The 26,426-nt window shown below is 66.9% G+C and carries 26 protein-coding genes and 1 pseudogene; 25 read left to right on the top strand and 2 right to left on the bottom strand.

The window, feature by feature from the left end; all coding sequences use genetic code 11:
- Positions 1-136: 136 nt before the first annotated feature.
- From MKP05_RS06115 to MKP05_RS06195, 17 genes and pseudogenes are all read left to right on the top strand, one after another.
- Positions 137-433, top strand: a complete 297-nt coding sequence (locus MKP05_RS06115; protein ID WP_240567467.1) for a sugar transferase — start codon at positions 137-139, stop codon at positions 431-433.
- A 246-nt stretch (positions 434-679) separates the two neighbouring features.
- On the top strand, positions 680-958 hold the full coding sequence (locus tag MKP05_RS06120; RefSeq protein ID WP_240567468.1) for an antitoxin of toxin-antitoxin stability system: 279 nt from the start codon (positions 680-682) through the stop codon (positions 956-958).
- Positions 955-1,242: a type II toxin-antitoxin system RelE/ParE family toxin gene (locus tag MKP05_RS06125; RefSeq protein ID WP_240567469.1), complete on the top strand. Its 288-nt coding sequence runs from the start codon at positions 955-957 to the stop codon at positions 1,240-1,242. The genes MKP05_RS06120 and MKP05_RS06125 overlap by 4 nt, the downstream gene beginning before the upstream one ends.
- A gap of 154 nt (positions 1,243-1,396) precedes the next feature.
- The gene (locus MKP05_RS06130; RefSeq protein WP_240567470.1) at positions 1,397-3,136 is read left to right on the top strand and encodes a tetratricopeptide repeat protein; all 1,740 of its coding nucleotides are present in this window, start codon (positions 1,397-1,399) and stop codon (positions 3,134-3,136) included.
- Positions 3,137-3,237: 101 nt separating this feature from the next.
- Positions 3,238-3,516 carry a type II toxin-antitoxin system RelE/ParE family toxin gene (locus MKP05_RS06135; protein WP_240567471.1) on the top strand — a complete coding sequence of 93 codons (279 nt, stop codon included), beginning with the start codon at positions 3,238-3,240 and terminating at the stop codon, positions 3,514-3,516.
- A gap of 10 nt (positions 3,517-3,526) precedes the next feature.
- Positions 3,527-3,814: a HigA family addiction module antitoxin gene (locus tag MKP05_RS06140; RefSeq protein ID WP_240567472.1), complete on the top strand. Its 288-nt coding sequence runs from the start codon at positions 3,527-3,529 to the stop codon at positions 3,812-3,814.
- 171 nt (positions 3,815-3,985) lie between these two features.
- Complete coding sequence (locus MKP05_RS06145) at positions 3,986-4,303, top strand: hypothetical protein (RefSeq protein WP_240567473.1); 318 nt, start codon at positions 3,986-3,988, stop codon at positions 4,301-4,303.
- 155 nt (positions 4,304-4,458) lie between these two features.
- Positions 4,459-4,608 carry a sugar transferase gene (locus MKP05_RS06150; protein ID WP_240567474.1) on the top strand — a complete coding sequence of 50 codons (150 nt, stop codon included), beginning with the start codon at positions 4,459-4,461 and terminating at the stop codon, positions 4,606-4,608.
- Between the two features lie 101 nt (positions 4,609-4,709).
- The gene (locus MKP05_RS06155) at positions 4,710-4,976 is read left to right on the top strand and encodes a hypothetical protein (RefSeq protein WP_240567475.1); all 267 of its coding nucleotides are present in this window, start codon (positions 4,710-4,712) and stop codon (positions 4,974-4,976) included.
- Positions 4,973-5,497, top strand: coding sequence for a helix-turn-helix transcriptional regulator (locus MKP05_RS06160; RefSeq protein WP_240567476.1), 525 nt, complete (start codon positions 4,973-4,975; stop codon positions 5,495-5,497). The genes MKP05_RS06155 and MKP05_RS06160 overlap by 4 nt, the downstream gene beginning before the upstream one ends.
- Positions 5,498-5,634: 137 nt before the next feature.
- Positions 5,635-5,901, top strand: a pseudogene (locus tag MKP05_RS06165) (sugar transferase).
- A 111-nt stretch (positions 5,902-6,012) separates the two neighbouring features.
- Positions 6,013-6,195 (top strand): hypothetical protein, encoded by a 183-nt coding sequence (locus tag MKP05_RS06170; RefSeq protein WP_240567477.1) that lies wholly within the window; start codon positions 6,013-6,015, stop codon positions 6,193-6,195.
- A 575-nt stretch (positions 6,196-6,770) separates the two neighbouring features.
- The gene (locus MKP05_RS06175; RefSeq protein ID WP_240567478.1) at positions 6,771-8,114 is read left to right on the top strand and encodes a UDP-glucose dehydrogenase family protein; all 1,344 of its coding nucleotides are present in this window, start codon (positions 6,771-6,773) and stop codon (positions 8,112-8,114) included.
- Positions 8,115-8,473: 359 nt separating this feature from the next.
- Entirely contained in the window at positions 8,474-8,761 is a 288-nt protein-coding gene (locus MKP05_RS06180) for a HigA family addiction module antitoxin (RefSeq protein ID WP_240567479.1), read from the top strand.
- Positions 8,762-9,230: 469 nt separating this feature from the next.
- Complete coding sequence (locus MKP05_RS06185) at positions 9,231-9,521, top strand: CopG family ribbon-helix-helix protein (protein ID WP_240567480.1); 291 nt, start codon at positions 9,231-9,233, stop codon at positions 9,519-9,521.
- Positions 9,518-9,805: a type II toxin-antitoxin system RelE/ParE family toxin gene (locus MKP05_RS06190; RefSeq protein WP_240567481.1), complete on the top strand. Its 288-nt coding sequence runs from the start codon at positions 9,518-9,520 to the stop codon at positions 9,803-9,805. The genes MKP05_RS06185 and MKP05_RS06190 overlap by 4 nt, the downstream gene beginning before the upstream one ends.
- 496 nt (positions 9,806-10,301) lie before the next feature.
- Positions 10,302-11,561: an O-antigen ligase family protein gene (locus tag MKP05_RS06195; protein ID WP_240567482.1), complete on the top strand. Its 1,260-nt coding sequence runs from the start codon at positions 10,302-10,304 to the stop codon at positions 11,559-11,561.
- A gap of 334 nt (positions 11,562-11,895) precedes the next feature.
- On the opposite strand, the gene MKP05_RS06200 is transcribed toward MKP05_RS06195, so the two are convergent.
- Positions 11,896-13,503 carry an ATP-binding protein gene (locus MKP05_RS06200; RefSeq protein ID WP_439108968.1) on the bottom strand — a complete coding sequence of 536 codons (1,608 nt, stop codon included), beginning with the start codon at positions 13,501-13,503 and terminating at the stop codon, positions 11,896-11,898.
- A gap of 251 nt (positions 13,504-13,754) precedes the next feature.
- Here MKP05_RS06200 and MKP05_RS06205 point away from each other — a divergent pair, with 251 nt between their 5' ends.
- From MKP05_RS06205 to MKP05_RS06215, 3 genes are all read left to right on the top strand, one after another.
- Positions 13,755-17,237, top strand: coding sequence for an SNF2-related protein (locus MKP05_RS06205; RefSeq protein WP_240567484.1), 3,483 nt, complete (start codon positions 13,755-13,757; stop codon positions 17,235-17,237).
- 743 nt (positions 17,238-17,980) lie between these two features.
- Positions 17,981-19,066: a polysaccharide export protein gene (locus MKP05_RS06210; RefSeq protein WP_276316541.1), complete on the top strand. Its 1,086-nt coding sequence runs from the start codon at positions 17,981-17,983 to the stop codon at positions 19,064-19,066.
- A gap of 36 nt (positions 19,067-19,102) precedes the next feature.
- Entirely contained in the window at positions 19,103-20,260 is a 1,158-nt protein-coding gene (locus MKP05_RS06215) for a DegT/DnrJ/EryC1/StrS family aminotransferase (protein ID WP_240567486.1), read from the top strand.
- Positions 20,261-20,341: 81 nt separating this feature from the next.
- On the opposite strand, the gene MKP05_RS06220 is transcribed toward MKP05_RS06215, so the two are convergent.
- Positions 20,342-21,376 carry a LacI family DNA-binding transcriptional regulator gene (locus MKP05_RS06220; protein WP_240567487.1) on the bottom strand — a complete coding sequence of 345 codons (1,035 nt, stop codon included), beginning with the start codon at positions 21,374-21,376 and terminating at the stop codon, positions 20,342-20,344.
- A 133-nt stretch (positions 21,377-21,509) separates the two neighbouring features.
- On the opposite strand from MKP05_RS06220, the gene ltnD reads away from it, so the two are divergent.
- From ltnD to denD, 5 genes are all read left to right on the top strand, one after another.
- Positions 21,510-22,445, top strand: a complete 936-nt coding sequence (gene ltnD / locus MKP05_RS06225) for an L-threonate dehydrogenase (protein WP_338072340.1) — start codon at positions 21,510-21,512, stop codon at positions 22,443-22,445.
- A 2-nt stretch (positions 22,446-22,447) separates the two neighbouring features.
- Positions 22,448-23,761 (top strand): 3-oxo-tetronate kinase, encoded by a 1,314-nt coding sequence (otnK, locus tag MKP05_RS06230; protein WP_240567684.1) that lies wholly within the window; start codon positions 22,448-22,450, stop codon positions 23,759-23,761.
- Entirely contained in the window at positions 23,758-24,405 is a 648-nt protein-coding gene (otnC, locus tag MKP05_RS06235) for a 3-oxo-tetronate 4-phosphate decarboxylase (RefSeq protein WP_240567488.1), read from the top strand. Before otnK ends, otnC begins: the two co-directional genes overlap by 4 nt.
- A gap of 24 nt (positions 24,406-24,429) precedes the next feature.
- Positions 24,430-25,233, top strand: a complete 804-nt coding sequence (gene otnI / locus MKP05_RS06240) for a 2-oxo-tetronate isomerase (protein WP_240567489.1) — start codon at positions 24,430-24,432, stop codon at positions 25,231-25,233.
- A gap of 216 nt (positions 25,234-25,449) precedes the next feature.
- Positions 25,450-26,412, top strand: a complete 963-nt coding sequence (denD, locus tag MKP05_RS06245) for a D-erythronate dehydrogenase (RefSeq protein WP_240567490.1) — start codon at positions 25,450-25,452, stop codon at positions 26,410-26,412.
- Positions 26,413-26,426 lie beyond the last annotated feature (14 nt).

Below are 26,426 nucleotides of genomic sequence, written 5' to 3' on the forward strand. Positions count from 1 at the left end.
TTGAATTACCTGAAAGGGGAGACGCGTTTCAAGGGCGGCATCCGGCGGAAACAGAAGAAAGCGGCGCTGGATGAGACCTATCTGGCAGACATTCTCGCGGTGTAGGTTTTTTCATGCGTTTTCCCTGCTGGCACCGTTGTTCGCCGGCCTCGAGCGTTGGTCGCTGGACCGTGCCGACAGGGTGAACATGGTCTCGCGGGGCTTCGAATCCTATTTCGCTCCTCGCCACCCTCACCAGTGCATCTGGCATACCAACGGGATCGATTTGCTGTTCGTCGAGGCGGTGGAGCAGGGCTACGCCGCCGAGGTGGACGGCATGTCGAAGAAGCTGCAGTACGACTTCTACTACATCAAGCACTTCTCGCTGTGGCTGGATGTGCTGATCAGCCTGAAGACGGTGCGGATCCTGTTTACAGGGTTCGGGGCGAGGTAGGGGCTTGGCCCGCCGAGCGATTGGCGCCGCAGGCGCCTCGGCGGTTGTCGCTGAGGTTGGGGGAGCCGCCCGGCGACGCTTCGCGCCGCCATCGCCCCGCAGAGCGTGGCTCCCACAGGGGGATTCGTTGACGGCCAGAGATTGGGGATACACGCCACGGTGTTGGTGAGGTAGCTCGGGGTAAGCTTTGTACCTCGTACTGACGAAGTATATACTTTGTCTGTACCTCATTGAGGGAGTGTCATCATGTCCAAGCAGGCTGTATTCACCATGAAGCTTGAGCCCGAGCTGCGTGCCGATTTCATGGCCGAGGCTGCAGCGGCCCACCGACCTGCGTCCCAGGTGCTCCGCGAGCTGATGCGCGAGTACGTGCGGCAGCAACGGGAGGCTCGGGAGTATGAAGCGTTCCTTCGCAGCAAGGTTGAGGTTGCGCGCTCCTCGATGCGCGCCGGCCACGGTCGCTCGAATGAGGATGTCGAAGCCGAATTCGCCACGCGGCGTGCCGACGCCGAGCGTGAAGCGTGAGGGTCATCTGGACACCTGAAGCGGTCGACGACCGTTTGGTGATCTGGGATTACATCGCCACCGACAACCCCCAGGCAGCCGCTCGGATGGACGAGCTGTTCAGCGAAGCCACGGCTAAGCTGGCCGACTTCCCGATGCGAGGCCGCCCGGGCTTGATCCCGGGCACGCGCGAACTGTTTCCTCATGAGAGCTATCGGCTGGTATACGAGATAGAAGGGGACACGGTATGGATACTGGCACTGATCCATACGGCGCGGCGATGGCCGCCTGTCGACCCCAGGTGAGAAACACCCGATCCCTTTCCCCATCGCCGCGGCCTTGCCCGCGGCGATGGGGGTTCTGGGTGCACTCCCCGATGGCCGCTGGCACTCACAGTGACTGTTACCAGGAAAGGCAATGCCCCCTTTGAGCCGACAGGCCTTCCAGGCGGAAATGAAGATGCTGCTGGCCGATAGGCCAGCCGAGGACCTGCGCCGGTTGCTGATTGCCTTGGCGGAGGAGGCGCACCCTCGTCAACGGCAGGCGTTTCTCGATCGGCTCCGGCACCACTGTGCCGAACCGGGGGCTGCTGATGCCTTGCCCTCGGATCTTCGGGCCCTGGGCGAGCGCCTGGCTCGCCTGCAGGCAGGGCTGCATGAGATGGCGGAGGCGGAACTGCAGGACTGGTGGGATGACGAGGAAACCTGTGGCCCTTTCCAGGCGCTGATGCCGGAGGTGTTCGGCCTGTTGGATGAGGCCGCCGAGTGCCTGCGCCAAGGGAACGCGCAAGCCGCTCGTGATACCTATGCCTCGATCTGGCAGATGCTTGATATCGAGAACGACTACGGTCACCGTCCCAGCCTGGAAGAGGTGGATGAAGCCGTGGCACGGGAGCATGCGGCCCGCTACCTCCGCGCGGTGCTGCTGACCACGCCCCCGGAGCAGCAGGTGGCCACGATGCTGCAGGCGGCCGGGGAGGTGCGCTTTTCCGGCATTGTCTCGCGGCCCGAGTCGCTCTTTTGCACCCTGCGCGAGATTGCCGGCGTTGAGCTGGAGCCGCTGACTGGCTGGGAGGGGTTCCTCGACGCGGTGGTGCAGGGGCTGGGGAACCCCCGGTCGAGCCTCGAAGAGATGTGGCTGCGCGAGGCCCTGGCGCGCCGGCAGGGGATCGACGGCATCGCCCGCATGGCACGGCAAGCGGGTGCCAGGATGCCGCGGCTGTGGCTGGACTGGGTGCGGGCCGCGGTGCGTCAACGCGATCCCGACCAGGCGGCCGCCATCTGGCGGGAAGCACTGCAGCACTTTCCCCGTGGTGCCGGCATCTGGCGCGCCCTGGCGGATAGCATCCTGACGGCCTACCCCGCGCACCGCGTGCTTGAGGGGGAGGCTATCGCCTTCGAGGCGTTGCTGGCCAATCCCGTTGGCCATCGGCTGTTGACCCTGTATGAGGCTTTCACAGAGGCAGAGCGCCGAGAGCAGGGGTTGCGTGAGGCGGCGCTGTGGTTGAGCGAAGCCGCCAGGACAGGCAAGGCCCCCGTGCCTGCAGCCCTTGCGGGCTCGGAAGCCCAGGCCGCCGTCAGTGATCACGACCGCGACCTCATGACCCCGTCACGGTTCGAGCGGTGGCCCCCTCTGGCCGTGATGGCCTGGTGGCTGGTGGGGGAAGGGCAGCGGGCCAAGGCGCTCGTCTCCGCGCGTGACCAGGCGGTCGGGTGGTCATTGGGTGATAGTCCACGCTGGGCGCTGTTCGCTTGCCTGCCCGCTGTTCTGACGGGGCGTCCGGCGTCGGCGATCGGGCCGGCCTCGCATGCGGTGTGGCAGCGGCTGGCGGATGCCGGCAGCCACTACCTTGATGAGTCACCGCTGGCAGGCGCCTCGTCTCACGATCGCGAAGCCCTGCCTGCCGCCGATCGGCTCAGTCATGCCCTCGTGGACGCTGGGCAACGGTACCCTTTGTCGGTCCAGGAGCCACCGGCATGGCTGGAGTGGCTGTGTGACACGGCAACGGAGCGTTGCCACGCGATCGTGTCCAACCGGCACCGTAAGGCCTATGATCGTGCCGCGACCTGCATTGCCGTCTGTGTGGAAACGGCCAGTGCCATGGGGAGAGCGGCCGTTGGCCGGGCGCTGCTGTGTCGGGTTCGGCAGCGCTACCCCCGCCACACGGCGTTTCAGCGGGCGCTGGATCATGTCACGTGAGGGTAGGGCGACCTGCCGCCATCCTATGCCTCTCCGACCTCGAGGCCAAACTGGATCGGTGGTGCGTTGACACCCGATACGTTACAGGGTACATTTGGGAAATGATACGGAGCTTCAAACACAAGGGATTGGCCAAGTTCTTCAAGTCCGGCAGTACCGCAGGAATTCAGGCCGCTCACGCAAAAAGGCTTCGACTTATTCTCGGTAGGCTAAATGCGGCGTCAGATCCCAGAGATATGGATTTGCCTGGTCTTCGTCTACATGAGCTCACGGGTAACCGCTCAGGTGTTTGGTCGGTCACGGTAAGCGGCAACTGGCGTGTGACTTTCCGGTTTGAGGACGGGGATGCCGAGATAGTGAACTACGAAGATTATCACTGAGGTACTATCCATGTTGATGCACAATCCCCCTCACCCAGGTGAAATCATCAAGGAACTATGCCTGGAGCCCCTTGGTTTGTCTGTGACCGCCGCAGCAGAAGCGCTTGGCGTAAGCCGTAAGACCCTGAGTGCGATACTGAACGGCAAGGCTGGTATCAGCCCTGAAATGGCTATCAGGCTCTCTATCGCGTTTGATACGTCGGCGGAGAGTTGGCTTGCCCAGCAGACCCAGTATGAGCTTTGGCATGCCGAGCAGCACCGCAAGAACCTTCGCGTCAAGAAGCTCGTTGCGGCATAAGGTAGTACCCGCCGGTGGGAGCTCCTGTCAGGACGAGCAGATGCTTGCCTTGTGGGAGCTTGGCTCCGCCGAGCGATTGGCGCCGCAGGCGCCTCGGTGGATATCGCTGAGGTTGGGGCAGCCGCCTGGCGCCGCTATCGCCCCGCAAGCGTGGCTCCCACAGGGTGGTAATTGCACCATCGGGCAAAGGACCGCATCGACGCGATCATCACCCGCTGGCTGGAACGTCACCTGAAGCGACTCGGGGCCGGCGTCAACCTGGAGCGGCTGGATAGCTTGGTGGAGGATAGAGACATGCTGGCAGAGAACCTGGAGAACCTGGTGAAGAAGGAGCGTCTGGAAGGCCGCGAGGAAGGCCGCCTCGAGGCGAAGCAGGAGATGGCCCGCAACCTGATCAAGCTGGGTGTGCTCACCGATGAGCAGATCGCTGAAACGACTGGGCTGACGACCGCGGAAGTCCAGGCCTTCCGTGCCGAAGACAAGCACTGATTCCACGGCGGATCATGGCTTGATCCGAAGGGGCCAATGGATGGGGTCAACTTCAGGAATAGCACTGCTCTCCGAGTGGTACGAGCAAGACGTGCCGTTCTTCAGCTACCCGCTACCGCCACGTGGTGCGGCCGGAGATCTCCGGTTGGGCGCAGGTGGAACAGGGCTATGCCGCCGAGGTGAACGGTATGCCCCGCAAGCTGCAGCACGATTTCTACTACATCAAGCACTTCTCGCTGTGGCTGGATGTGCTGATCGTCCTGAAGACGGTGCGGGTTCTGTTCACGGGCGTGGGAGCGAGATGAGGGAGCAGTGATGGTGGGGGGGGGATCGGATAGTGGCGCTCACACGGTTGTCAATTGACAACCGCCGATGGTCTCCCCTATGCTGACCCCCAGGAGATTTCATGAAACGCTCACGTCATAGCAAGAAAGAGATTGAAGAGGTGCTGACATATGCTGAAGCCCACGGCTGGCGAGTAGTGCAGTCAACGGGGCATGCTTGGGGACGACTTTACTGCCCACATAATGACAGCGAATGCCGCTGCGGCGAGTTCTGTATTGTGAGCGTATGGAGCACGCCGAAGAATCCGGCCAACCACGCCAAACAGTTACGTCGTGTCGTCGATAACTGTACCGGTGGCGCATCCTCCGAGGAGGACGACAGATCATGACCGACTATGACTTTACCTTGAAATTTGCTATTCCCTACGGCCTCGACATGGAAGCCTTGGAGACCCGACTCTTCAAGGCAGGTTGTGATGATGCACTGGTCGGTCTCGGGCAGCAGGGCCGCTTGGCGCTGGAGTTTTCTCGTGAAGCGGCCTCTGCCGAAGAGGCGATCACCAGCGCCATGGTGGATGTGAAGCGTGCTATTCCCGGGGCGCGCTTGATTGAGGCGGGGCCCGATCTGGTCGGGGTGACGGATATGGCGGAGTTATTCGGGTTCAGCCGACAGAACATGCGCAAACTGCTGCAGTCGCATCGCGCCACCTTTCCGCTGCCGTTGCATGAGGGGCGTGCTTCGTTGTGGCATCTCGCGGAGGTTCTGGAATGGTTCCGCACACATCAGCAGAAGCCCGTTGACGAGGCCTTGCATGAGGTTGCCCGGGTCAGCATGCTGGCCAATGTCGCGCGCGAGGGGCTGCGGCTGCCGGCCGAGGAGACCCGGCGCTTCGAGGCACTGGCCTCGTAACGGCTTCTATGCCACCAGTTATAACGACATGAGCGGCGAGGACCTCACCATCTCCGAGGAAGACTCACGCATCACCCCCGTAGGGTGCTTCATTCGTCGATGAGCTGCCCCAGCTCTTCAACATCCTGAAGGGCGAGATGAGCTTCATCGGCCTGCGACCGGAGTCGGTGTCGCTTTCTGAATGGTACGAGCAGGACGTGCCCTTCTTCAGCTATCGTCATGTGGTGCGCCCGGGCATCACCGGCTGAGCACAGGTGGAGCAGGGCTATGCCGCTGAGGTGAACGGCATGACCCGCAAGCAGCAGTACGACTTCTACTACATCAAGCACTTCTCGCTGTGGCTGGATGTGCTGCTCACCCTGAAGACGGTGCGGATCTTGTTTACGGGGTTCGGGGCGAGGTAGGGGCTTGGCCCGCCGAGCGATTGGCGCCGCAAGCGCCTCGGTGGATGTCGCAGAGGTCGGGTAACCGCCGTCAACCTGGAGCGGCTGGATAGCTTGGTGGAGGATAGAGACATGCTGGCAGAGAACCTGGCGAACCTGGTCAAGAAGGAGCGTCTGGAAGGGCGCCTTGAGGCGAATCAGGCGACGGCCCGCAACCTGATCAAGCTGGGGGTGCTCACCGATGAGCAGATCGCCGAAGCGACTGGGCTGACGACCGCGGAAGTCCAGGCCTTCCGTGCCGAAGACAAGCACTGATTCCACGGCGGATCATGGCTTGATCTGAAGGGGGCCAATGGATGCGGTCAACTTCACTCGCGGGGAACTCCCAGGTAGTACCCGACCAGCAGCACTTCGCCGCCTGCAGCGGTGAGCAACACCCGCCCCCTTTCCCATCGCCGCGGCCTTGCCCGCGGCGATGGCGGTTCTGGGTGATGGGAATTGTCGGATTCAGGTGTCGAGGGTGAGGTCTTTGATGCCGGCGTCGTTCACAGTCGAGTTACATTTTAAGTAATGGGGGTCAGTGCCTCGGTGGAAACCGCTGACGCTGCGGATCACCGCCTGGCGGCGCTGCGCGCCGCTATCGCCCCGCGGAGCGTGGCTCCCACAGGGTCAACCAATCGCCCCGCGGAGCGTGGCTCCCACAGGGTCAACCAATCGCCCCGCAGAGCGTGGCTCTCACAGGGCCAGCCTATCGCCCCGCGGAGCGTGGCTCCCACAGGGTCAACCAATCGCCCCGCAGAGCGTGGCTCTCACAGGGCCAGCCTATCGCCCCGTGGAGCGTGGCCCCTACAATAGGGGCAGGAACCAGTAGCGATTGCAGGAGCAGGGACATGAGAATCACCGTATTTGGCACCGGTTACGTTGGCTTGGTGACGGGCGCCTGTCTGGCCGATGTGGGCCATGAGGTGCTGTGCATGGACGTGGATGAGGCCAGGATCACCCGGCTGGAGGCCGGCGAGATCCCCATCTTCGAGCCGGGGCTCGAGACGCTGGTGAAGACCAATGTCGAGGCCGAACGCCTGCTGTTCACCACCGACCCCACCGACGCGGTGGCCTTCGGCGTGCTGCAGTTCATCGCCGTGGGCACGCCGCCGGACGGGGACGGCAGCGCCGACCTGCGCCATGTGCTGGCGGTGGCCAACACCATCGGCGAGCAGATGTACGACTACAAGGTGGTCGTCAACAAGTCGACGGTGCCGGTGGGTACCGCCGACCGGGTGCGCGAGACCATCGCCCGGGGGCTGGCGTCGCGTGGGGTGGAGGTGAGCTTCGATGTGTGCTCCAACCCCGAGTTCCTGAAAGAAGGCTCGGCGATCGACGACTTCGCTCACGGGCCGCGGATCGTGGTCGGCACCGATTCCGAGCGGGTGAGGGAGCTGATGCGCGAGTGCTACGCGCCCTACATCCGCCTGCAGGAAAAGCTGATGTTCATGGACGTGCGGGCGGCGGAACTGACCAAGTATGCCGCCAACGCCATGCTGGCCACCAAGATCAGCTTCATGAACGAGATCGCCAACCTGGCCGAGCGGCTGGGCGCCGACGTGGAGCAGGTGCGCCGCGGCATCGGCAGCGACCCGCGCATCGGCTACCAGTTCATCTACCCGGGGTGCGGCTATGGTGGCTCCTGCTTTCCCAAGGACCTGCGGGCGCTGGCCCACACCGCCGAGCAGCTGGACTATTCGGCCGAGCTGCTCAACGCCGTGGAGGCGGTGAACCAGCGCCAGAAGCAGAGCATGTTCGCCAAGCTGCGCCAGGCCTTCGACGGGAAGCTCGAGGGCAAGGTGATCGCGCTGTGGGGGCTGGCCTTCAAGCCCAACACCGATGACATGCGCGACGCCCCCAGCCGCGACCTGATGGAAGCGCTATGGGCGGCCGGGGCCCGGGTGCAGGCCTACGACCCCGAGGCCATGAAGGAGTGCCGGCGGCTCTACGGCGAGCGCGACGACCTGGTGCTGGTGGCCGATCGTATCCAGGCGGTGAAGGGCGCCGATGCGCTGGCGATCTGCACCGAGTGGAAGGAGTTCCGCACGGTCGACTTTGCCTGGCTCAAGCAGCAGCTGACGCTGCCCGTGGTGGTCGACGGGCGCAACCTCTACGACCCGGCCCTGATGCAGCAGGCCGGCCTGCTGTACTACGCCGTGGGGCGGGGGGATTCGTTGACGGCCAGGGAGTGATCTCCTGCGGGATGGTAGATTTTTCGCTGAGTAGGAGCTCCTGTCAGGACGAGCAGATGCCTGCCTTGTGGGAGCTTGGCTCCGCCGAGCGATTGGCGCCGCAGGCGCCTCGGGGGTGGCCACCAGCGTGGCCGATGCCCGCCTGGCGACGCTTCGCGCCGCTATCGCCCCGCGGAGCGTGGCTCCCACAGGGTGATGGTCTCCTTGCCGGTGGGGGCTGCTGTCAGGACGAGCATATGCCTGCCTTGTGGGAGCTTGGCTCCGCCGAGCGATTGGCGCCGCAGGCGCCTGTGCTTTCGCTTCGAAGACGGCAATGCCCACGATGTCGAGATCGTCGACTATCACTAATCGGAGGCGATATGCCCGACCAACTGCCCAACATCCATCCCGGCGAGATCCTGCTCGAGGATTTCATTGAGCCCCTGGGGCTTACCAAGAATGCCTTGGCCAATGCTATCGGCGTGCCGGCCACGCGGATCGGCGAAATCACCCGTGGCGCGCGGGCCATTACGGCGGATACCGACATCCGCCTGTCGCGGTTCCTCGGCACCAGCGAGGGCTACTGGCTGCGCCTGCAGAATGCCTACGATCTTGAGCAGGCGCGGCGCAGCGGGTGCTACGACGGCATTCGCCCCCGCGTCGCGTGACTCCTACGGCGTGGAAGATTCCCCTTCAGGTAGGACTCGGCTCCGCCGAGCGATTGGCGCCGCATCGCCCCGCGCCGCGTGACCTCAGCCGCGACCTGATGGAAGCCCGGCGATCTGACCCCGGCGTGCATTCCAGAAGATGGTTTATAAAATAGTAAAAACACGGCATTTTTCGACGTGTATTATCAAATTATTAAACCCGACGGCTCTACGGCGAGTGCGACAACCTGGTGCTGGTGGCCGACGGGTACAACCTCTATGACCCGGCCCTGATGCAACAGGCCGGCCTGCTGTACTACTACGCCGTGGGGCGGGGGGATTCGTTGACGGCCAGGGAGTGATCACGACCGGTGTGACAAGGGAACGCCGGGCGGGCTTGCTGTACACCTTGGATGAATCCTTGACGCTGTCAGAGTGGAGATCCACGTGCTACGTTGTACTTACGACGTAACACATGAAGGGCAGACCCATGGCCGAAACAACCTTTACCTTTCGTGTCGATGACGCGCTGAAAGCGGAATTTTCCCAAGCGGCCAAGGCCAAGGATAGGACCGGGGCGCAGCTCCTACGCGACTTTATGCGCGATTTCGTGCGAGAGCAGCAGGAAGCGGCCGCCCACGATGCCTGGTTTCGCCGTGAGGTTCAGGCCGGTATTGACGCGGCCAATACCGGTGAGGTGATCTCGGCAGATGAGGTCGAAGCCGAAGCTGCTGCGTGGCGCGCTGAAACGCAACGGAAGCTGACCGGCTCTGAGTCGTGACGCTGGTTTGGACACGCCTGGCACGCCTTGACCGGAAGGAGATCCGCGAATACATCGCGCAAGATAACCCCGCCGCCGCGCTGGCTCTCGATGAGCTGGTGTCAGAGAAAGCCCAGCGGCTGGCCGATCATCCCAACCTCGGCCGTCCCGGTCGTGTCGCAGGCACGCAAGAGCTGGTTGCGCACCGCAATTACCTACTGATCTATGACGTGTCCGGTGATACCGTGCGGGTTCTCCGTGTCCTGCACGCGGCACGCCAGTGGCCACTCCCCCAGAAGCTTTAGGGCGTCCCGGCCGCCCATAGGATGGCGGTGGCCGCCAAGCTGGCCGATGACCGCCCAGCGACGCTTCGCGCCGCCATCGCCCCGCAGAGCGTGGCTCCCCCACAGGGTGGTAGTTTCCTTGCTGGTGGGAGCTCCTACAAGGTAGGCAAGGGAACGCCGGGCGAGCTTGCTGGTCTCCGCCGTGGGGTGGGGGCTTTGCTCAAGAGGGCAGTGAAGCTACATTAGCGCCTTGCCGTGAGCGAGGTGTGCTCAATGAGACGATGGCTGGTGGTATGATAGCGACAGGCGCCTTTCAGGGCGCCTGTCGCGTTATGGGCTCCTGGAAAATGACGATGAAGAAGGCCGAAGGCAATGAGTGAACAGCAGGGGGCTCTGCCGCTGTGGCGCCTGAGACTGCGTAACAAGGTGCGGGTGGCGGCGGGGGCAGTACCGCCGTGGCCGGCAACCCGGCCCGCGAGATCAAGCAGAACATCAACTGGGTGCTAAGAGAGCCACGATGGTAACGAACGGACTGTTTTCCCGCGAGCGGGCCTTGAAGGTGAACCAGTGGGCGCTGCTGCTGGTGCTGGTCACGCTGATCGCCACGCCGCTGCGCAGCCACGCCGTGGTGGCGGTGCTGATGCTCTACTCCATCGGCTATCTGGTGGCCAACCGCGCCAGTCTGGCCGTGACGAGGTTCGACTGGGCGGTGGTGGGGGTGCTGAGCCTGCTGCTGCTGTCGCGAGTGCCGATCTTCGTGATTGACGACTACTCGTCCCGCTACCTCAGCCCCGGTTTTCATATGGTCGCCGTGGTGCCCATCTACCTGATGCTGCGCCATCTGCTGGTGCCGGTGGACCTGCGCCAGGTGCGCGGCTACCTGGAGTGGGGCCTGGTCCTCGGCACCCTCGGCGCCCTGGCCGTGGCGCTCTACCAGACCCAGCTGCAGGGGGCCTACCGGGCCGATGGCTTCCTGTTCAGCATCAACCTGGGGTATCTCAGCTGTGCCATGGCCTTCCTGGCGGCGAGCCTGATCCGCGGGAGCCACCGCAAGGCGTGGTTGCTGGCGGCGGCGCTGGCCGGGGTGATCACCTGCCTGCTGACGCTGGCCCGTGGCGCGATTCTGGCAGTGCCGCTGCTGCTGATCCTGCTGCTGCTGCTCAATGCCGACCGCCTGGGCTGGAAGGCGATCTCGGCGGCCTTTGTTGCGATGGTGACGCTGGCGCTGGTCAGCTATGCCACGCTACCGAGCGTAGAGAGCCGGGTTGCCTACACGGTCGATGAGTTTACCAATATCGCCCAGGGCGATATCGAGGCGGCGGTGTCCAGCGGCGGGCGGCTGCAACTGTGGACGGCGGCCAGCCATGCCTTCCTGGCGCGCCCGCTGGTGGGGCTGAGCTACGACGAGCGCGAGGCCCAGATCGCCGAGCTGGTCGAGCAGGGCGTGCTCACCGACTGGGTGCTGGGCGTCGGCCGTGGCCATGCCCATAGCCAGTACTTCGAGATGGCGGCCACCGGGGGCGTGCTGGGGCTGATCGCCCTGCTGGGCTACCTGGTGGCGCCGGCCATCTACCACTGGCGGCTTTACCGTCGCGACCGGAGCAATGCCTGGGCGCAGGTCGCCCTGGTGTTCACGGTGGGGTTCGCCATCTACAGCCTCACCGAGGCGGCGATCCATCACGAGATGATGACGACCTTCTACGCCTATATGCAGGTGGTGTTGCTGGCGCTGGCGTTGTGTCATCGTCATGGCGTCTCGAGTAGCCGCGGGACATGACGGCAGGCGGCCTGGCGCCGCTTCGCCCCCTGTGGGAGATGGCTCCGCCGAGCGATCGCGCGATCAGCAACCGGCGCCTGCTCGACGCTCATTACCGGCGGTGGATTCATGACGACATGAAACGGCGTTGGCTGGCCGGCTGACGGGTGCCAGGCGTGGAGGGCGGGCCCGGTTCAGGCGTTGAGGCCGCCCCTAACGGGTCAGACCCCGGCCGAGTGAATGGCCCGTCATGGCGCACTTGGCGAGCGGGGTCGCCGCCGCCGGGATCTGACCCCCGGGGCCTCCCGGCGTTGGCGGCATGGTCGGCGCCGGGGTTGCCCGTTCCCTGCGACGGTCAGGCTACTTCGGTATCGAATGCCACGATCTGGCGCTTCTCGCGGGAGAACTCGACGCCGATCAGGTGAATGGGCTTGCCCTGAGCGCGGTACTTGTCGGCGTAGCCTTGGTCTTTCAGCTGCTGAAGCGCCTTGCCCTCCGGTACCTGCTCCACCACCTTGAACTCGAAAAGATACAGGTGGCCGCCGAAGTCCACGGTCATGTCGACCTTGCCGGTATTGCTGGCGTCTTCCACGGTCACGTCCACGCCGAGCGCGGCAAAGTGGCTGTAGAACACGCTGGCGTAGTGCCCTTCGTACTTGGCAATCGGGTTGTTGCGGTACCAGTCGTGTGGCAGCCCGGCGTAGAAGGCCTTGAGATGCGTCTCCAGGCCCGCAAGGTCGTTGGCGCGAAGGTGCGTGAACAACGTCTTGCGGTGACGAGGCGCATTTTCCACCCCCAGCGACGGCAGCAAGGCCTGGTTGAGGCTGGTTTCCACTTCCTGGTTGGGAAAGCCCAGGGTGTAGAGCCGGTATCCCGTCATGGGCTCTTCCGCTTGCTTGATGGTCAGGTAGCCCGACTGGAACAACAGGCCCTCCGTGGCGATCTCGTCCACGTCAAAACGACTGAGGAGCTCCGGCTCTGTTTCCCACTGTTCCAGCCTTGGGGTGTAGAGGCCACGCTGCCGCAGCAGGTCCACCAGGAAGGTGGGGGTGGCCGATTCGAACCAGTAAGGCCCGAACTGACGCTTCTGCAAGAGCAGCAGGACGTCGAAGGGATTATAGACAGCGGTGACGTCCTGGCCGCCCCAACGGTAGCCGTTGTACCAGCGGCGGATTTCGGCGCGGTCCAGGCCGGGCAGCTCGGGGGCGAACACCGTGTCCAGGTCCTCGTCGGTATAGCCGCAGATGGTGGCGTAGGGCGCGTCCAGGGTGACGTCATTGAGGTTGTTCAGCCCCGAGAACAGGCTGACCTTGCTGAACTTGGAGACACCCGTGAGCAGGCAGAAGCAAAGGTGAGGATCGGCGTCCTTCAGAACCGAATACAGGTTGCGCAAGCCATCACGCAAGGCACTGGCTCGCCCGACATCCGTGATGTTGTCGAGCAGGGGTTTGTCGTACTCGTCGATGAGCACCACCACGCGCTGGCCATGTTGTGCATGGGCTTGCTGGATCAGTTCCTCGAATTCGCCGGGAATGTCTGTCTCTCGCGAAAGGCGTATGCCCAGCCGCTCCCGGTTCTGGTGCAGCAGGTCACGAATCCGTTGGTCCAGGGCGTCACGAGTTCCCAGGTGACCACCCGCAAAGCTGAGGCGAACGACAGGATGCCGGATCTGCCAGTCCCACTTGTCGTGTATGTAGAGCCCCTCGAACAGGGCCTCTCGCCCTTCGAACAGGCAGCGCAGGGTATCCACCAGCAAGCTCTTGCCGAAGCGGCGGGGGCGAGACAGGAAGTAATACTTGCCGGCCTCGATCAGCCGATGGATGTGCAAGGTCTTGTCAACGTAGTAATAGCCATCTTCGCGGATATCGGCAAAGGTCTGGATACCGATGGGCAGCTTGCGGCGATGTGCGGTTGTCAAGATGACCTCCCGAGGCAGGGCGCTGGCCTGTCGAGCGCCTAGCATAGCATGCGGGGGAGGCGGTGTTGGCCAGCCACGAAAGGCGCCGAGGCCGCCCCTGACGGGTCAGGCCACGGCCGAGTCATCGGCCCGCGATGGTGCACTTGGCGAGCGGGTGCGCCACCGCCGGGGTCTGGCCTCCGGGGCTTGGGGCCGCCCGGCGTTGGCCTCGACATCGCGGTGGGTCAATGTTATTTACCCCTACCGGGTCAGGGTGAATGGCCATGGATAGTGCGTAACGGGTACAGGAGAGGCGAGTGCTGGAGCAGGTTTCGCAACAGGCGGCGTATCGGCTGTATGAGGTGCTGCGCAGGCTGGCGTGGCAGGATTCGTTCGATGATCAGTCGCTGGTGAGGGGCTTGGTCTACTCCCACGAGGGGCGGGTGGGGGAGCACCTGGAGGCCGAACAGGACGACACGCTGTTGATGCTGCATGGCGAGGTGGCCGGGCGGGGGCGGCAACCCTATGGTACCCACGTGGCGATCTACCCGGACCGTGCCAACCTGGGGGTCATCGCGGACTGCAGCTGTCCGGTGGCATCGCAGTGCAAGCATGCCGTGGCCCTGATCGATGCCTTCCTGAACCGGATGAAGGCGCTGGGGGCGCCTGCGCAAGGCGGCGATTCCGCGCAGGACCCGGCCCTGTCGGAACTGGAGAAGACCTGGTCCCGGTGGCTGGCGTGGTGCGAGGCGCCTGGCTCCTCCGCCCAGGAGACGGTGGACGATCGGCACCGTCTGGGGCTCTTCCTCGATATCACGCCCGATATCGGTCTGCCGGCCCTGAAGGTGCAGGCGGTGTGGCTGCGCCCCTCGCGCCAGGCGTCCCGCAAGCAGAAGGCGTCACGCGCCTGGGTCAGGCCCCAGACCATCGCGCTGCACGATACGGGCGAGCTGTCGCCGGCGCCGGCGGACGGCTGGCCGGTCGCGCTGGAGGAGCGGCTGACGCTGCTGCTCCAGGGCGAGCCCAGGGACGCCTACCTGCCCTCGCTGCAGCGCGGCTGGACGTCGCTGGTGCACCCCTACCAGGTCCGCGCGCTGTGGGAGTTGCTGGAAGCGGCCGAGCCGCCGCTGCTGTATTACCGCAAGCAGACCGGCACGGCGCTGGCGATGGGGCCTGGCTGTCGGGCGGCGCCCGCCTGGCAGGCCGATGACGGCGGTGTCCAGCGGCTCCATGCGGCGCTCCTGCCCGAAGGCACCTGCTCCTCCGAGGCCAAGATCGTCAAGGCGGGGCGGGGCCTGTGTTACCTCGATCCTGAGCATGGCCTGTTGGGCCCGCTGGAGGGCAACCTGCGGTTGCTGCAACGGCTGCGCTCCGCCCCGGAGGTGACCCCCGAGATGAGCGACTGGCTGGCGGAGCGCCTGCAGGGCTCCCCCCTGGCCGACCAACTGCCGCCCCCGGTGGTGGTGGAGGAGACGACGCTGGCGGGGGTGACGCCCGGGCTGTGCGTTCACATGGAGGTGGTGGATGTTCGCGCCCACGCCTGGTATGGCCGCATCCGCTCGGTGGGCGCCGGCGTGGTGACCTTCGACTACGACGGGGTGAGCGTGGCGCCGGAGGAGGGGGAGCAGGCGCGCGTCTTCCATCGCGGCCAGCAGGTTACCGTTAGCCGTGATGCCGAGGCGGAGCGCGCCCTGGTGCGTTCGCTGCCCTCCGGCATGGTGTCCCTGGAGCGACTCGTCGAGCTGGAGGCGGCGCCCGATCTCGAGTTGCCGCCGTGGACGCTGCTGCTGCCGCTCGACGGCGCTCCCCCCGAGACGGCGGCGCAATGGTTCACACACCTGGCGGCCCCGGAGGCGTGGTGGCCGATGATCCACCGGCTGCGCCAGGCCGGCTGCCGGGTGACCTTCGCTGCCGACTTCCCCGAGGAACCGCGACGGCTGACGCCGGACGCCTGGCATGGTGAGCTGGCCCCGGCGGGTAACGGCTGGTTCGAGCTGGGCCTGGATATCGAGGTGGAAGGCGAGCGCCTCGACCTCCTGCCGATCCTGCAGCAGCTGCTGCAGGATCCCGACTTTCCCCTGGAGGTGCCCGACGACGAGCCCGATGACGCCACCTATACGCTGGCGCTGGACGACCAGCGAGAGCTGGTGCTGCCCCTGGCCCGGTTGCGAGGCCTGATGACCCCCATCCTGGACTGGCTCGGCGATGCCGAGGCGGGCGCCCTGCGGTTGCCGGTCACCGCCGCCCAGGGGCTGGAGCCGCTGGCGACGCGGGAACGGTGGCAGGGGCGTGAGGGGATGACCGACCTGGTGCACCGCCTCAAGGCGCTGCCCGCCCGGCTGCCCGCGCCGAAGGGATTCACCGGCCAATTGCGCGATTACCAGGCGCATGGCCTGGCGTGGCTGCGCTTCCTGTCCGAGCTGCCCAGCGGCGGCATCCTGGCCGACGACATGGGCCTGGGCAAGACCATCCAGGTGCTGGCCCATGTGCTGGACGAACGGCAGCGGGGCGCCCTGACGTCGCCGACCCTGGTGGTGGCGCCCACCAGCCTGGTCGGCAACTGGTGTGCCGAGGCGGCGCGCTTCGCGCCCGGCCTGCGAGTGCTAGCCCTGCAGGGTGGCAAGGCCGAGCGCCAGCGGCAGATGGCCGAGAGGCTCGCCGAGGCCGACCTGGTGGTGACCACCTATCCGCTGCTGATTCGCGACGTCGAGCGCCTGAGCGAGCAGGCCTTCGGGCTGCTGGTGCTGGACGAGGCCCAGGCGGTCAAGAACGCTGCCAGCCAGACCGCCCAGGCGGTGCGGGCCCTCGAGGCCCACCGCACGCTGGCCATGACCGGCACGCCGCTGGAGAACCACCTGGGCGAGCTCTGGGCCCAGCTCGACGCCGTGGCGCCGGGTGTCCTGGGTAGCCAGCAGTGGTTCGGCCAGCACTTCCGCACGCCGATCGAGAAGGAGGGCGATGTGGCGGTCCGCCAGCGCCTTTCCCGGCGCATCGCGCCGCTGATGCTGCGGCGGACCAAGCAGGAGGTGCTCACCGAGCTGCCCGAGAAGATAGAGAACCGCCGGGAGATCACCCTGCCCGGCGCCCAGCGCGAGCTCTACGAGACCCTGCGCCTGGCGCAGCATCAGCGGGTCCAGCAGGCCATTGCCGAGCGCGGCCTGGCGGCCTCCGGTATCGTGATGCTCGACGCCCTGCTCAAGCTGCGCCAGGTGTGCTGCGACCCGCGCCTGGTCAAGCTGGACAGTGCCCAGCGGGTGCGGCGCTCGGCCAAGCTCGACCAGCTGCGCGAGCTGTTGCCGCCACTGATCGAGGAGGGCCGGCGCATCCTGGTGTTCTCCCAGTTCACCGAGATGCTGGGCCTGATCGGCAAGGCGCTGGTGCGTGACGGTATCCCCTATGCCACGCTCACCGGTGACACCCCGGGCAAGGTGCGCACCGAGCGCGTGGCGGCCTTCCAGCAGGGCGAGGTGCCGGTGTTCCTGATCAGCCTGCGCGCCGGCGGCGTGGGGCTAAACCTGACCGCCGCGGATACCGTGATCCACTACGACCCCTGGTGGAATCCTGCCGTGGAAGCCCAGGCGACGGGGCGTGCCCATCGCCTGGGCCAGCGGAACCCGGTGTTCGTCTACAAGCTGGTGTGCGCCGGCACGGTGGAGGAACGCATCGTCGACCTGCAGGCCCGCAAGGCCGACCTGGCCACCTCCATCCTGGAAGGCAGCGCTGAGCGCGGCACCGACGGCCCGCTGTTCGACGAGGAGGACCTGGCGCTGCTGTTTGCCCCGGTGGGCGCGGCGTCCTGATTTCGATGTGCCTGGTCGACACGGGCTCTCCATGGCGACCTCGACAGCCCGGAGGGTAGACCCTCAGGCATCCCCAGAAATATTTCAGCATTATCAATGCGTTGGACATGGATGGGTGGCAGGCTGCCAGCGCTGCAGGTCCCTATGGGGTCAGACCCCGGCGGCGTCGAATCCGCTCGCAAGACGCACCATGACGGGCTTCGCGATTTGGCTGGGGTCTGACCCCATAGGGGCGGCCTCGGCGCCTTTTTCGGCGAACAAGCTATCCAGCGTTTTCCCTGGCCCTTCATGAGCCCGCCGCTGGCGGGCTCAGTCGTTGATGGAGCTGCAGTATGGCGTCTCTCATCTTCCTGACACTAGAAAGACGATATGACGTGGTGTTTTTCCATGAATCTTCTCAGCTGGCGCTCCCTACCAGAATCAGAATGTGTCCTTTCTGTAACTATGTAAGCTGAATGTATCAGCCAGTTCGGCCTCATAACAATTCAGTCGGTATCTTCGTGACGAGTTCGAAACGGGCAGCCCGGCGATATCCGTGGCTCCTTGGCTCATGAAGATGCGATGGGAGCGATCAGGTCCTCGGTTGACTGCCAGCGAGATCGCGGGCGGTTGTGTGTCCCGGGGACAGCAGGGGGGATGGGAAGATGCTTCAGCAAGCCGAGTTATCCGGGTACGGGGGAACTGCAGATGATGAGGGGGGAGGTAGCCCGGCAGGGGCGTGGCGCCTTGCCCGGCTTTGCTCGCTGCTGGTGGCATTCGCGATCATCGGCGGTTGCGCCTTTGCGCCGGGTGGCCACATCGACGAGGGCAAGCTCGAGGAGTCGCTGGACTCCCGGGTGGATATCCAGCCGATCACCCCGGCGCTGGTGGGGCAGATGCAGGTGGAGGCCGTGGAGCCCCTGTCGCGTCCTACACCGATGCCACTGCGGCAGGAACTCGAGAATTACGACTATCTCCTGGGCCCCGGGGATGTGGTCAGCGTGATCGTCTACGACCACCCGGAGCTGACGATACCGGCGGGCGCAGATCGTCCGGCCGCCGAGGCCGGCAACCGTATTCGCCCCGATGGCTCCATGTTCTACCCCTATGTCGGGCGCGTGCGTGTGGCGGGCATGACGCTGGAGGAGCTGCGTGGCCTGATCACGCGGCGCCTCTCGGAGGTGATCGCCGACCCACAGGTCGAGGTGAACGTGGCGGCCTTCCGTTCGCAGAAGGTCTACGTCAGCGGCGCCGTGGAGATGCCCGGAACCTTGCCGATCACTATCGAACCGTTGACCGTGATCGATGCGATCAGTCAAGCCGGGGGTGCCTCGGACAATGCCGATTGGCATAACGTGGTCCTCAACCGGGATGGCCGGGAAGAGCGTATTTCCCTCTATGCCATGCTGCGCCAGGGAGACCTGACCGAGAATCGCCTGCTCCGCGACGGTGATGTCGTGCATGTTCCCAGTACCGAGAACCAGAACGTTGTGGTGCTGGGCCAGGTGCTGCGTCCGGGCGCGCTTCCCCTGGGGAATGAGCGCATCACCTTGACCGATGCCCTGGCTCGGGCGGGTGGCGTCAACGAGAGCCGTGCCCAGCCTTCCGGCATCTTCGTCGTCCGTGGGAAGCCGCCGGGAAGCGAGAAACTCGCTACCGTCTACCAGCTCGACATCAGCGATGCGACGCGGCTGATGCTGGGCACCCGCTTCCCGCTGGAACCCCAGGATGTGGTCTATGTGACGGCCGCACCGCTGGCCCGCTGGAACAACGTGATCTCGCTGCTGCTGCCCTCCGTCACCCTGCCCGGCGACGTGGCCGGCTCGCTCGACGATGCCAGCGACCTGTGATGCTCGAGATCGTGTAATCGTCGTCAGGAGAAGTCGATGAGCGAGTGGCCGCGTTTCGAGGAGGACGAGCTGGCGGCGGTGAGCCGGGTGCTGCGCTCCGGGTGGGTCAACTACTGGAGCGGCGAGGAGGGGATCTCCTTCGAGCGGGAGTTCGCCGCCTTCCACGACGTGCCCCATGCCGTCGTGCTGTCCAACGGTACCCTGGCCCTGGAGCTGGCGCTGTTGGCCCTGGGCGTCGGCCCCGGCGACGAGGTGGTGGTGACGCCGCGCAGCTTCATGGCCTCGGTCTCCTGCGTGGTGGCCCGGGGCGCGCGGCCGGTGTTCGCCGATGTCGATCCCGATTCCGGCAACCTGACCGCCGAGAGCGTGCGCGCGGTGCTCACGCCGCGTACCCGGGCGATCATCGCCGTGCACCTGGCCGGCTGGCCCTGCGACCTGGATGCGCTGAGGGCGCTGGCCGACGAGGGCGGCCTGTGGTTGATCGAGGACTGCGCCCAGGCCCATGGCGCCACCTGGCGCGGCCGCCTCGTGGGCAGCGTCGGCGATGCCGCGGCCTTCTCCTTCTGCACCGACAAGATCATCTCCACCGGCGGCGAGGGCGGCATGCTGCTGCTGCGTGACGAGAAAGCCTGGCAGCGCGCCTGGAGCTACAAGGACCATGGCAAGTCCTGGGAGGCGGTACACGCCGAGCACCCGCCGGGCTTTCGCTGGCTGCACGAGAGTTTCGGCACCAACTGGCGACTCACCGAGATGCAGTCCGCGATCGGCCGGGTGCAGCTGCGCAAGCTGCCGGGCTGGCTGGCGCGGCGGCGCGAGAACGCCGCGGTGCTGGCCGAGCGGCTCGCTGGCCTGCCGGGACTGCGGGTGCCGTTGCCGCCACCCGAGGCGGGGCACGCCTTCTACAAGTTCCATGCCTTTCTGGACCCCAGGGCGCTGGCTCCGGGCTGGGATCGCGATGCCATCATCGCGGCGATCGAGGCCCGGGGAGTGACCTGCCTCCACGGCGGCTGCGGCGAGATCTACCTGGAGCGCGCCTTCGACGGGACCGACTACCGGCCCGCCGAGCGGCTGCCGGTGGCGCGCCGGCTCGGCGAGACCAGCCTGATGTTCCTGGTCGATCACACCCTGTCCATCGACACGATGCACCGCCTGGCTGATGCCGTGGGGGCAACCCTGCACGAGGCCACGGCCTGAGACACCGCCCCAGCAGCCAGGATCGACACGACGCCGCGGATCTTCCGCGGCGTCGTACGTTATGGGCTCAGGTGCTCTGGCTCAAGTGCTCTCGCCCTCGAGCAGGGTGAAGCCGACATCGTGCTGGCGCCGGCGCACCGCCTTGCCGGCGAGGCGGCGCAGCACCTCCTCGGCGGCCAGCCGGCCGATGGTGTGGCGCGGGGACTGGATGGTGGTCAGCCGCGGGGTGACGTGCTGACCCAGCGGCAGGCCGTTGAAGCCGGCGATGGCGATCTGCCCGGGCACCTGCAGGCCACGGCGCTGGGCGTGGAGGAGGGCGCCGGTGGCCAGGTCGTCGTTGGCGAAGTGGATGGCGGCGATGCCGGGATGGTGCTCGAGGGCGAGGTCCAGCCCCCGGGCGCCGGCGTCGAGCCCGCCCGGCCGGCCGATGTCCAGGCAGGGGGCGGCGAGCCCCTGGCCCTCGAGGACCTCGCGATGGCCGTCATAGCGCAACCCGGCGCGGTAGTCGTCGGCCATGCCGGCGCCGACGTAGACGATGGCGCGGTGGCCGCGTTCGAGCAGGTGGCGGGCCATGCAGCGGCCGGCGTCGCGATGGTCGAGGCCGACGTTGAGATCCAGCGCCTGGCCCAGTTCCATCACCTCCATGATCGGTTGCTCCCAGCCCTCGAGCAGGGTGCGGCAGGGCCCGCTGTGGCGCAGCCCGGCGGTCACCAGCGCCGAGCAGGACCAGCCGAAGAAGGTGCGGATCAGCTGGTACTCCCGCTGGGGGTCGTAGTCGGTGTTGCCGAGCAGGATCTGGTAGCCCTGGGCCTCGAAGGTCTCCTGCAGCCCGTGGATCACCTCGATGAAGACCGCGTTGGCCAGCGACGGCACGATCACTGCGATGAAGCGGGAGCTGGCCGACGCCAGGCTGCCGGCCACCAGGTTGGGCACATAGCCGAGCCGCTCCACGGCCTGCAGCACCCGGGCGCGGGCGGCCTCGCTGACCCGCTCGGGCGTGTTCAGGGCACGTGAGGCGGTGATGGAGGAAACGCCCGCCGCCTCGGCGACCTCCTTCAGGGTCGGCTGGGCCGAGCCACGACGGCGCCGCGTCCTGGTGTTGGGTTGGTTAGACATTGGTCTTATCCTTGCACACTGGGCTTGCTGCTGGGAAGTCTCTCGTTTAGAACTATGTTAGCGCTAACATGACAGCGCTACCATGACGAATCATTGGACACCACGTATCACACGACCATCGGGAGATCGACAGGTGAGCGACATTTCCGCAAGCACGCCCCGCATCGGGGTCATCGGTCTAGGGGCCATGGGCAGGGGCACGGCCACCGCGCTGCTCGAGCAGGGCCTGGCGGTGACGGGCTGTGATGTGTCTGCCCAGGCGCGCAACGCCTTCGAGGCCGAGGGGGGGCGCTGTGCCGCCACCCCCGCGGAACTGGCCGCGCACTGCGACATCGTGCTCCTGGTGGTCGTCAATGCCGATCAGGTCGAGCAGGTGCTGTTCGGGGACCAGGGCCTGGTGGGCGCCCTCGCGCCGGGCGGCGTGGTCCTGCAGTGCGCCACGGTGGCGCCCAGCATCGCGCGCCGGTTCGGTCAGCGGCTGGCCGAGGCCGGGCTCGAGATGCTCGATGCACCGATCAGCGGCGGGGCCGCCAAGGCGCGGGCCGGGCAGCTGTCGGTGATGGCCTCGGGCACCCCGGCTGCCTTCGACAAGGCCGCCCCGGCCCTCGACGCCATGGCCGCCACCGTCTATCGCCTGGGTGACGAGGCCGGCATCGGCTCGAGCATGAAGCTGGTCAACCAGCTGCTGGCCGGCGTGCATATCGCCACCGCGGCGGAAGCCATGGCGCTGGGCATCCGCATGGGGCTGGATCCGGACACCGTCTATGAGGTGATCACCCATTCGGCGGGCAACTCCTGGATGTTCGAGAACCGGGTGCCGCACATCCTCAAGGGCGACTACACGCCGCTGTCCGCCGTCGACATCTTCGTCAAGGACCTCAACATCGTCCACGACACCGGCCGCGAGCTGGCCATGCCGACCCCGGTGACCGCCAGTGCCCTGCAGCAGTTCACCGCGGCCAAGGGCGCCGGCTTCGGTCGCGAGGACGACGCGGCGGTGATCAAGGTCTACCAGCGGCTCTCCGGCATCACCCTGCCCGAGGCGGCCAACGACGACGGAGGGGCATGACCATGGCCATCGTGCTCGGCGCCATCGCCGATGACTTCACCGGGGCCACCGACCTCGCCAACAATCTGGTGCGCGGCGGCATGCGCTGCGTGCAGACGATCGGCGTGCCCGATGCCGCCCAGTCGCCCCGGGACGCCGAGCTGCTGGCAAACGTCGACGCCATCGTGGTGGCGCTGAAGTCGCGCTCCGTCCCGGCGGAGCAGGCGGTGGCCGATTCGCTGGCGGCGCTGGAGTGGCTGCAGGCCCGTGGCGCCCGGCAGCTCTTCTTCAAGTACTGCTCGACCTTCGACTCCACCGATGCCGGCAATATCGGCCCGGTCAGCGATGCGTTGATCGAGCGACTGGGGGCAAGCCAGACGGTGATGGTGCCGGCCTTCCCGGTCAACGGCCGCACCGTCTACCAGGGCCATCTCTTCGTCGGCGACCGGCTGCTCAACGACAGCGGCATGCAGGATCATCCGCTCAACCCCATGCGCGATGCCGACCTGGTGCGGGTGCTGTCGCGCCAGACCCCCCACCCGGTGGGGCTGGCGGCGCGACCGGTGCTGTCCCGTGGCGCTGAGGCGACCCGCCGGCATCTCGACGCGCTGGCGGAGCAGGGGGTGCGCCATGTGATCTGCGACACCCTGGACGAAGCGGACCTCGAGGTGCTGGCCGAGGCGGTGGTGGACATGCCGCTGGTCACCGGGGGCTCCGGCCTGGGCCAGGCGCTGCCCGCGCAGTACCGCCGCCGCGGCTGGCTGGCCGAGGTGGCCGAGCCCGGCCGCCTGGCGCCGGCCTCGGGCCGCGCCCTGGTGCTGTCGGGCAGCTGTTCCCGGGCGACCCTCGGCCAGGTGCGGCACTTCCTCGAGCGTCATCCCGGCTTCGCCCTGGACCCGCTGGCGCTGGCCGAGGGCGACGATCACCTGGCGGCGGCCCTGGCCTTCGCCCGGGAGCGGCTCGATGCCGGCGGGCCGGTGCTGGTCTACGCCTCCGCCGATCCGCAGCGGGTCGAGGCGGCCCAGGCGGCGCTGGGCGTGGAACGCGCCGGTCGCCTGGTGGAGGAGGCGCTGGGCCAACTGGCCGCCACCCTGGTGGACGAGGGCGTGGGGCGGCTGGTGGTGGCCGGCGGCGAGAGCTCCGGGGCGGTGGTCTCGGCGCTCGGCATCCGCCAGCTGCGCATCGGCGAGCAGATCGACCCCGGCGTGCCCTGGACCCAGACGCCGCTGCCGGGACGAGCGGCGCCGCTGTCGCTGGCGCTCAAGTCCGGCAACTTCGGCGGCGAGGACTTCTTCACCCGGGCCTTCGAGGTGCTGCCAACGGAGGAGACGCCATGAGCATGCATGACGAGAACGCCCTGCGCGAACAGATCGCGACCCTGGGCCAGTCGCTGTTCGACCGCGGCCTGACCATGGGCTCCAGCGGCAACATCAGCGTGCGCACCGGCGACGGCGGCTGGCTGATGACGCCGACCAATGCCTGCCTGGGGCGGCTCGATCCGGCGCGCATCTCGCGCCTCGACCGCGACGGGCGACTGCTCGCCGGCGACAAGCCGACCAAGGAGAGCTTCCTGCACACGGCGATGTACGAGCAGCGGCCGCAGTCCGGGGCGATCGTGCACCTGCACTCGACCCACTCCGTCGCCGTCTCCTGCCTGCCCGAGGTCGACCCCTGCGACTGCATCCCGCCGCTGACCGCCTACTACGTGATGCGGGTCGGCCGGCTGCCGCTGGTGCCCTACCACGTGCCCGGCGACCCGAGCCTCGGCGATGCGGTGCGCGGCCTGGCCGGCCAGCACAGCGCGGTGCTGCTGGCCAACCACGGCCCGGTGGTCGCCGGCAAGTCGCTGGAAGCGGCGGTCTACGCCACCGAGGAGCTCGAGGAGACCGCCAGGCTCTACCTGCTGCTGCGCGGCCAGAACCCGCGCACCCTGACCCCCGAGCAGGTCGCCGAACTCGAGGCGCGTTTCCCGCGCGACTGACCCCCATTCGAACAGGACCCGACGATGATTCGACTGGCCGCCAACCTCAGCATGCTGTTCACCGAACACGACTTCCTCGATCGCTTCGCGGCCGCGGCCGATGCCGGCTTCCGCGGGGTCGAGTACCTGTTTCCCTACGCCCATGCCCCCGAGACCCTGCGGGCGGCGCTGGATGATGCCGGCCTCGAGCAGGTGCTGTTCAATCTGCCGCCCGGCGACTGGGCGGCGGGCGAGCGGGGCCTCGCCAGCCTGCCCGGCCGCGAGGCGGAATTCCGTGACTCGGTGGTGGAGGCGCTGCGCTACGCCGAGGTGCTGGGCTGCCCGCGGGTGCATGCCATGGCCGGGCTGCTGCCGGCGGGGGCCGATGCCGCGACCCGCGCGGCGCATCAGGCGACCTATATCGACAACCTGCGCTTCGCCGCCGCCGAGGCGGCCAAGGTCGGCCGCGAGGTGCTGATCGAGCCGATCAACACGCGCGACATGCCGGGTTTCTTTCTCTCGCGCCAGACGCATGCCATGGCGGTGCTCGAAGCCGTGGGGGCCGACAACCTGCGGCTGCAGTTCGACCTCTATCACTGCCAGATCATGGAGGGCGACCTGATCCGGCACCTGGAGCGGCAGTTCGCGCGGATCGGCCATGTGCAGATCGCCGGGGTGCCGGGGCGCCACGAGCCGGATGTCGGCGAGGTCCATTACCCGGCCATCTTCGAGCGCCTGGCGGCACTGGGCTACGACGGCTGGGTGGGCGGCGAGTACCGCCCGGCCGGTGGCACCCGCGAGGGGCTCGGCTGGGGGCGGGCGTATGGGCTGAGTCACACAGGGGTCTGACCCCGGAGACGGTAGCCGCCAGGGTCGGCGTCCTTCCCCCACGGGGGTCTGACCCCCGGGACGCGGGGTCGCCGGGGAGGGCCGATGTCGCCGGCTTTCGCCGGGCACGGGGTCAGACCCCATGGGCGGGAGCCGCCAGGGGTGGCGTCCTTCCCCTGCGGGGGCTGGTCCTGGAGGCTACGGCACACAGCAACGACAACAGGAAGCGAGACCACCATGCATATCGTCATCACCGGCGCGGCCGGCTTTCTCGGCCAGCGCCTCGTGAACCAACTCCTCGACCGCGGGGAGCTCAATGGCGTCGCGATCCGCCGCCTGACGCTGGTCGACCAGACCGAGCCGCCCGCCATCGATCGGGAGGGCGTCGAGGTGGTGTCCCTGGCGCGGGACATCAGCGCCCCCGGGGCGCTGGACCCGGTGCTGGAGGCCCGGCCCGACGTCATCTATCACCTGGCGGCGGTGGTCAGCTCGGCGGCGGAGGCGGACCTCGACCTGGGCATGCGGGTCAACTTCGACGCCACCCGGGCACTGCTCGAGGGCTGCCGCGCCCACGGGCTCGCCGCGACCCGTCTGGTCATGGCCAGCTCCGTGGCGGCCTATGGCGGCGAGATGCCGGCCGTGCTCGACGACATGACCGCGCTGCACCCCCAGAACTCCTATGGCGCCCAGAAGGCCATGAGCGAGCTGCTGGTCAACGACTACAGCCGGCGCGGCCTGGTCGATGGCCTGGTGCTGCGCCTGCCGACCATCGTGATTCGCCCCGGCCGCCCCAATGCCGCGGCGTCGAGCTTCGCCTCGAGCATCCTGCGCGAGCCGCTGAACGGCGAGGAGGCCGTCTGCCCGGTGCCCACCGACCAGGAGCTGTTCGTGATGTCGCCGGGCAGGGTGGTCGACGCCCTGATCCACGGTGCCGAGGTGCCCGGCGAGGCCCTGGGGCCCTTCCGGGCCTTCATGCTGCCGGGGATCACCGTGAGCGTCGCCGAGATGCTCGAGGCGTTGCGCGAGGTGGCCGGCGGCGAGGCGCTGGCCCGTGTCCGTCATGAGCCCGATGCGCGCATCGAGGCCATCGTCGGCAGCTGGCCGGCGCGATTCACCAATGAACGAGCCCGCCGGCTGGGCTTCCAGAGCGACAAGGACTTCCACGAGATCGTCGAGGCCTTCCTGGACGAACGTGCCTGATCCCGGGCCTACGC

The organism is Halomonas flagellata, from assembly GCF_022487945.1.
GTDB classification, from domain to species: domain Bacteria; phylum Pseudomonadota; class Gammaproteobacteria; order Pseudomonadales; family Halomonadaceae; genus Halomonas; species Halomonas flagellata.

Coding starts and splice junctions, on each gene's coding strand:
- MKP05_RS06130 (WP_240567470.1), top strand. CDS start 1,397: ATGCTGCTGGCCGATAGGCCAGCCGAGGACCTGCGCCGGTTGCTGATT.
- MKP05_RS06120 (WP_240567468.1), top strand. CDS start 680: ATGTCCAAGCAGGCTGTATTCACCATGAAGCTTGAGCCCGAGCTGCGT.
- MKP05_RS06200 (WP_439108968.1), bottom strand. CDS start 13,503: ATGCTAGGCGCTCGACAGGCCAGCGCCCTGCCTCGGGAGGTCATCTTG.
- otnI (WP_240567489.1), top strand. CDS start 24,430: ATGATTCGACTGGCCGCCAACCTCAGCATGCTGTTCACCGAACACGAC.
- MKP05_RS06175 (WP_240567478.1), top strand. CDS start 6,771: ATGAGAATCACCGTATTTGGCACCGGTTACGTTGGCTTGGTGACGGGC.
- MKP05_RS06195 (WP_240567482.1), top strand. CDS start 10,302: ATGGTAACGAACGGACTGTTTTCCCGCGAGCGGGCCTTGAAGGTGAAC.
- MKP05_RS06170 (WP_240567477.1), top strand. CDS start 6,013: ATGCTGGCAGAGAACCTGGCGAACCTGGTCAAGAAGGAGCGTCTGGAA.
- MKP05_RS06220 (WP_240567487.1), bottom strand. CDS start 21,376: ATGTCTAACCAACCCAACACCAGGACGCGGCGCCGTCGTGGCTCGGCC.
- MKP05_RS06140 (WP_240567472.1), top strand. CDS start 3,527: ATGTTGATGCACAATCCCCCTCACCCAGGTGAAATCATCAAGGAACTA.
- MKP05_RS06160 (WP_240567476.1), top strand. CDS start 4,973: ATGACCGACTATGACTTTACCTTGAAATTTGCTATTCCCTACGGCCTC.
- MKP05_RS06185 (WP_240567480.1), top strand. CDS start 9,231: ATGGCCGAAACAACCTTTACCTTTCGTGTCGATGACGCGCTGAAAGCG.
- otnC (WP_240567488.1), top strand. CDS start 23,758: ATGAGCATGCATGACGAGAACGCCCTGCGCGAACAGATCGCGACCCTG.
- otnK (WP_240567684.1), top strand. CDS start 22,448: ATGGCCATCGTGCTCGGCGCCATCGCCGATGACTTCACCGGGGCCACC.
- denD (WP_240567490.1), top strand. CDS start 25,450: ATGCATATCGTCATCACCGGCGCGGCCGGCTTTCTCGGCCAGCGCCTC.
- MKP05_RS06135 (WP_240567471.1), top strand. CDS start 3,238: ATGATACGGAGCTTCAAACACAAGGGATTGGCCAAGTTCTTCAAGTCC.
- MKP05_RS06215 (WP_240567486.1), top strand. CDS start 19,103: ATGAGCGAGTGGCCGCGTTTCGAGGAGGACGAGCTGGCGGCGGTGAGC.
- MKP05_RS06155 (WP_240567475.1), top strand. CDS start 4,710: ATGAAACGCTCACGTCATAGCAAGAAAGAGATTGAAGAGGTGCTGACA.
- MKP05_RS06180 (WP_240567479.1), top strand. CDS start 8,474: ATGCCCGACCAACTGCCCAACATCCATCCCGGCGAGATCCTGCTCGAG.